This window comes from Bifidobacterium asteroides, assembly GCF_003202695.1.
Lineage (GTDB): Bacteria > Actinomycetota > Actinomycetes > Actinomycetales > Bifidobacteriaceae > Bombiscardovia > Bombiscardovia asteroides_G.
In genome coordinates this window covers 1-6,066 of sequence record NZ_QGLL01000005.1, presented here as the reverse complement: position 1 = coordinate 6,066, position 6,066 = coordinate 1, and the positions used below count along the sequence as shown (strand labels likewise).

The 6,066-nt window shown below is 55.8% G+C and carries 4 protein-coding genes and 1 pseudogene; 4 read left to right on the top strand and 1 reads right to left on the bottom strand.

The genetic code is table 11. The features are described from left to right. Window positions 1-136: pseudogene (locus DKK75_RS08190) on the bottom strand (carbohydrate ABC transporter permease); the annotation flags it as partial. Window positions 137-435: 299 nt separating this feature from the next. On the opposite strand from DKK75_RS08190, the gene DKK75_RS02020 reads away from it, so the two are divergent. The 4 genes from DKK75_RS02020 (at window position 436) to DKK75_RS02005 (ending at window position 4,470) form a co-directional block, all read left to right on the top strand. Next, a complete protein-coding gene (locus tag DKK75_RS02020) occupies window positions 436-1,458 on the top strand; it encodes a LacI family DNA-binding transcriptional regulator (protein ID WP_110451818.1) in 1,023 nt (340 codons plus the stop codon). 231 nt (window positions 1,459-1,689) lie between these two features. After that, a complete protein-coding gene (locus DKK75_RS02015; protein ID WP_110451817.1) occupies window positions 1,690-2,139 on the top strand; it encodes a MarR family winged helix-turn-helix transcriptional regulator in 450 nt (149 codons plus the stop codon). Continuing rightward, a complete protein-coding gene (locus DKK75_RS02010) occupies window positions 2,136-3,554 on the top strand; it encodes an MFS transporter (protein ID WP_110451816.1) in 1,419 nt (472 codons plus the stop codon). Before DKK75_RS02015 ends, DKK75_RS02010 begins: the two co-directional genes overlap by 4 nt. Before the next feature lie 352 nt (window positions 3,555-3,906). Further along, entirely contained in the window at window positions 3,907-4,470 is a 564-nt protein-coding gene (locus DKK75_RS02005) for a hypothetical protein (protein WP_110451815.1), read from the top strand. Window positions 4,471-6,066: the final 1,596 nt, after the last annotated feature.

Below are 6,066 nucleotides of genomic sequence, written 5' to 3'. Positions count from 1 at the left end.
CAAACACCGTCCCGCCAACCATCCGATGCTGAAACAAGGAAATCCACACCGCATACAACACCGGCACCACAAACACCACCACAAACACCAACGCAAACGGCCCCATAAACAACCAACCACGCCAACGAGAACCCATGTGGCCCCGGGGCGCACTACTCGACTGGGTAGCATCGCCGCTAGCAACAGCAGCCATATCTGACCTTCTCCCTCGAAGCTGTGCTACAACACAAACAATCAAGCTCCGACCATACTGAACCACAATGGACGTTCACCGGATGTTTTCGTTATCATCATAGCACGTATCACGGTATCAAATATCCTTCCAATCTTTGATATACTCATGGTTATCAAAATGGTGTCGCAAACATATTGTCTGCCACCAAGGGGCTGCTCGCACACATGGCGGCAAGCTCCCATGAGCTGGATCAGGTAGGCATGGGACGAAAGAAACAGGTATCGATACAGGACGTTGCACGGTTTGCCGAGGTATCACCACAAACCGTGTCGCGAGTCGTCAATGACAGCACGGCCGTGCGACCCCAGACCAAGCAAAAAGTGCTGAACGCCATGAAAGCATTAGGTTACCGGCCGAATTACGCTGCCAGGGCGCTGAAACACGGCCGGTTCAACAATATTGGCATTGTCCTGTTCAATATCACTACATTTGGCAATGCACGCATCCTGGATGGCGCTGTGGAAGCTGCGTCCGAATGCGGATATGCAGCAACCGTCCATGTCGTGAACTACTCGTCGGAAATCACCTTGGCGGACATCGTAGAGCAGATGAAGCGATTGCCTGTCGACGGCGTCATAGTAGTGCTAGAACAAAGAGTCGTCGACTTTGATCGCTTCAGACCCAGCAAGGAGCTTCCCGTGGTCCTCATCACCGAGAAGCCTTCCGCTCACTGCCCCACCATCGATGCCGACCAATACGGATGCTCGACTTCGGTTGTCGAATATCTGCTCAAGAAAGGCCACCGCACCGTGTACCACATCTCAGGCCCTTCGACTTCACGGGCTGCGGAGAGCCGGGCCAAGGGCTGGAGAGACGTTCTTCACGCTCACGGCATCCCGGTACCGCCGACCTATATCGGCGACTGGGAGGCAGACAGCGGGTATGAGGCGGGGCGCGCCTTGGCCCATGAAGCTGATTGCACAGCCATCTACGCTGCCAACGATCAGATGGCTTATGGGGCCATTGAAGGCCTCAAGGATTCCGGCAAAAGAGTACCTGAGGATGTCAGCGTGATCGGGGTCGACGATTCTCTGATCGGAACAGTCCCCAGATTGAGCCTGACCACCATGCGCATGGATTTCGAAACCATCGGACGCGAGGCCTTCGCCAAGGTAAAGCTCCAGTGTGAGGGAGAATACGTGCCCACAGACACCAAGACGCTTGTTCCAGCGAAGCTGATCCAGCGCGGATCAGTCAGCGACATCAGCCAGCGCCGGGAATAAGTCGGACAAGCAGCTCCTTCTGTGTCGCCAGAACCGGCCTTATCCTTCTTGGTCTAGGCAACTGTCAAACCTCCGGCACCGGTCTGTTTTCTGCAACGATCCGGCAGATTTCAGCCACGTATGCAGAAGAATCCATAGACAGCATTACAGCATTAGCACCCAGATACGCACGCTTGTCCATACCCAGGAGATTATTCCTTAGGTAGCTAACTATCTATCCAAGGAGAGCCTTTGCACGAGGACTACGGCAAGCGGATCAAACGGGCAGCCAACCTCATGTCACGGTCCATGGACGCCTACGCGACTCGATACGGACTGACCGGCACCCAGATGTCCATCATCGACTTCCTGGGCGAGTCCCAGAACCATACCCAGCGGGACATCGAGCTGGAATTCGACATCCGCCCGTCTACAACGACAAAAATCCTGCAGAGGATGGAAACCAGCGGACTGATCGCGGCCAGACGGGATCCCAGGGACGGCCGTCAACGCATCATCGCTCCGACGGCCAAGGCCCGGGGCCTGCAGACAGCAGTGCGGGTTTATATAGAAGACCAGCAAAAGGCCATGGAGCGCCGGTTCGACCAGCATGATCTGGCTGCCTTCGACCGCGTGCTGGCCTATTTCATCGCGTTGAATTCCGATGATGCCTCCCAGACCGGGAAGGAGCCTCGCTCATGAGCCGAATCCAGGAGCAAAGCACGGCAATCCCTCACAAGGTAATCGGCGCTGTGGTAGCCACTGGCATCATGTCCTTCTGCGGCGTGATCGTGGAAACGGCCATGAACATCACCTTTCCTGCCCTCATGAGCCATTTCGGCATCGGGACCTCCAGCGTGCAATGGATGACCACCCTCTATCTGCTGGTCGTCGCCTCCATCACCCCGCTCTCGGCAGTTCTCAAGCGCCGATTCCGCAGCCGGACCCTCTTTCTGTGCGCCAACCTGCTCTTCCTGGCCGGACTGGTCATCGACGCGCTGGCTCCGGTCTTCCCGCTCCTGCTGCTGGGCAGGGCCATACAGGGGCTGGGCACCAGCATCGCCCTGCCGCTGATGTTCAACATCATCCTCCAGCAGGTCCCGACAAAGCGCATCGGCACCATGATGGGCGTAGGCACCCTGATTACAGCCATCGGACCAGCCATCGGCCCCACCTTTGGCGGTCTGGTAGCAACCACCATCGGTTGGCGTTTCGTCTTCGTCATCCTGATTCCCATACTGCTCATCTCGCTGGTGACCGGCCTGTCCTGCATACCCTCAGTTCCTGTGTCGGCAGACAGGGAAGCGGCCGAGCTGGGCCCGCTTGACGTGTTCCTGATGGTCCTAGGCTTTGCCGGCCTGATCTTCGGCATCAGCAACGCCTCGGCAGGATGGCTCTCCTGGAGATTCGGCGGAGCGCTGGTCCTTGGACTCATCGCCCTGGCAGCGTTCGCCCTCCGTGCTCGGCATCAGGCCCAACCGATCATCGACGTGCGCTTGTTTGCCGATAGGCGCTTCTGCCTGCATGTGGGGGCCTACATCCTCTTCGAGATCAGCGCCCTGGCTCTCTCATTCATCCTGCCCAACCACCTGCAGCTGGTTGATGGCTGCACCTCGCTGCAGGCCGGACTGGTGGTGCTGCCGGGCGCGGCGATCGGAGCCGTTCTGGCTCCGCTCTCCGGCAGGCTCTACGATCAGCTCGGCCCGCGCATCCCCATCATCAGCGGTAGCCTTGTTGCCCTGATCGGTCTCCTGGGATTTGCCTTGACGGCCCGTCGGCTGACAGCCATGGCCATCCTGATACTCTATATTTTCTTCATGCTGGGCATCGGGTTGAGCTTCGGCAACATCATGACCAACGGCCTGCACCGGCTGAGCCAGGAGCAGCAGGCCGACGGCAACGCCATCTTCAACACCGTCCAGCAGTTCGCCGCAGCCATCGGCAGCAGCCTGGCGGCCACCATCGTCGCAGCAGGCCAGGCCGCAGTCGCAGACCAGCATCTGGGCACAATCAATGGCTCGCAGCATGCCCTGATCCTGCTGTTGATTGTCGGCGCCCTAGAAGTTCTGCTGATCCTGGCCGCCCTAGGTCGCTTTCATAAGTCGCAGCCTGCTTGAGGAATGGGAGAATTTACCAAACGGATGCCCGAATGGCAGTCAGTCAAGACCCCAAAACCTCATCTCGTTTTCGCCGGCGGCTCCACCAGGCGCAATAGGGAATCAGGGTGGCTGTGTGTGGAAGGTGACGGGCTGAGCATCATTATTGATAAAGCGGAGCACCGAGCGCTAAGGCTGAGCAGAGGCTTGCTATATATATGGAGTCAGTGTTCGACCACCGACAAGATAAGCTGTACATATTCATGTACTATGAACAGAGAGTTACACTTAATTCAATAACCGCTCTTCTGATTCACCAAATCTGGATCTGGTCAACAGTGTCGTAAGCCTCCCACTTCACTAAGGAGAACCGATGAAGAAGACAAAGGCTATCCGTCAAATGAAATTTGATTCTTCTCAAGCAGCCCAGCCGGGTTCCGACGGGCGCATGCATCGGCTCACAGCATTGCAGTCCTGGTTCCATGACAAGGCGGGCACAGCTGAAACCACTTGGAGAAAACAAATGGTAGCCGCTATGGCCGTACTGATGAGCGTCGGCCTGCTTTCAGGTTGCCAGGGGCAGACCCGGTCAGAACCCTCGGTCAACGAGGCCGCCGGTTATTTTTCTTCTTTGACCAAGTACAAAGTTTCTGGTGACGGCAGCGTGAGCAGTATTGCTGCCGACAAAAAGGGAAGCCTGTACGTACTTGCGCAGCGAGCCGACCTCAAGCGGGTGGAAGCCGGACAATGCAAGGTGGACGGCAAAGCCATGCAGCGCTCTTCTTCCAACATGAATTACCCAGCAGGCAACGGCCAGAATTTCTTCCCCTTTGCACAAATCGAGATCGCGCAAGGCGACCCGCACAAGCTCTCATGCAACCAGCAGAGTGGAGTCAAATTAATGGCGTTGCTGGACCCGCATATCCGAAACTTATAAAGGCTGGGGCACCAAAGCGCCGAGGGGTGAGAGGTTCGCCAGATGCGGCTATGAATTTGGCAGCAAGCATGCCTCCCGTACCGTAAGCCGTACGGAATCTCCTAGCTGATGGGAGACGAGGCAACAAGTCTGTCACCTAGGATGGTCTGCTCTCGGTGGGGACTGCCATTGTTTTTGTTTGCGAAAGATGCTGCATGGCTCCCTAAAGCCGCCTCCATGGGTCTGTGAATCTTCCACAGATACCTCTTATCCCCTTTATTGTGCTCACCCCTCCCCCACAAAATGAGGAAACTTCAATGACTGTTATGACTCTCGAACCTAAAACCTGGACCAGCAACCAATATCACAGGAATCAGCGCTTCTGCTCTTCCACAAAGATTTCAGGCTGGGTTTTCAATACTCCCAGAAGCTATTTCACCCTGTCAGAATAGATGCAGATGGGCAATGCAGAGCATTTTGGAAATAAATCACCGTGCTTGCATACAGACTTCGAATCTTGTGAGATTGACTTCGGCGGTTGCGCTTAACATGCAGACGCAGCCCAGACCACATCTCATTCGCTTAATGCAAACGGCGCAAATAGGATTAGACACGCTACCCGATTCAGGAATCTGAAGGACGCCTGTATGCGGCCGCATACTGCTGGACGAGCTGACGTATGACGGAAGAACGGGCATAGTGCTCCTGCTCAGCCAGCCGCCTCATCTCGTCGTCAGGACTGGCACGGACCCTGATCCTTCCAGGTCTTCGGAGCTGTCTGCTTGTTCTCGGCACTGCGCCGACGCATCCGCTCGAATTCCTGTGAAGTTACCGGAAGAACTTCTCTTCGTCCACCGTACGGTTGGGATCCATATGCCCCGCACTAGCCAGAGACCACAGACACAGGCTCGTCCAGCTCGACTTTCGCCGCAAACTCTTCCATCTGTTTGAGTTCCTCCTAGCTGATACTCAATTACGTCTCAGCCTCGCCCACGCTCATGCTTGCCTTCCGTGGTGCTACTCGAGCGAATATCATTAATATCACCGAACCCATGCGACAATTAAACACTAGACAGCCACGAAATATGGCTTTCACTATGCTAACCATGACCTGAATACTGTCGTTCAAAAGCTGGCGATCAGCTTTATCCCCAGTGTTGCGCGTGCTGTAAATCCTCGTGCCTAAAGCCGGTTCGACCGACACCGTCCTCCACGCCTGCCTGCAATCCGGGGCAGTTTGGCGTACTCGTGGTTTGGATCATCCTGGGCGGCATCAGCCGGGACCAGTCCGCCTCAGCTGCACCTACACAGAGACTTCCTGCTCATTGTCCGCAGAGCCGGTGCCGTCCATCCCGCTCTTAGACTCATCGGTGTTCCGCATCCGCTTCATCAGCAGGAATAAATGAACCAAATAGAGTAGGCATTGGTCATACGGCAGACAGCCTATTTCATGATATCTGTTATCCTGTGATCAAGGCAATACTGACACGTCTAGAGACGTGATAAAGTTGTTTCAGGTCAGGTCGGGGATGTTCCCGGCGGGTTGCCCGTTTTGCTTGGGATTATTTGATAACGGGCCTGTGATCATGAAGAAGGGGAATGCGTCAATAATGCGTC

What these genes read in the sequence shown, in the direction of transcription:
- DKK75_RS02020 (WP_110451818.1), top strand. Translation starts at nt 436, where the DNA reads ATGGGACGAAAGAAACAGGTATCGATACAGGACGTTGCACGGTTTGCC.
- DKK75_RS02010 (WP_110451816.1), top strand. Translation starts at nt 2,136, where the DNA reads ATGAGCCGAATCCAGGAGCAAAGCACGGCAATCCCTCACAAGGTAATC.
- DKK75_RS02005 (WP_110451815.1), top strand. Translation starts at nt 3,907, where the DNA reads ATGAAGAAGACAAAGGCTATCCGTCAAATGAAATTTGATTCTTCTCAA.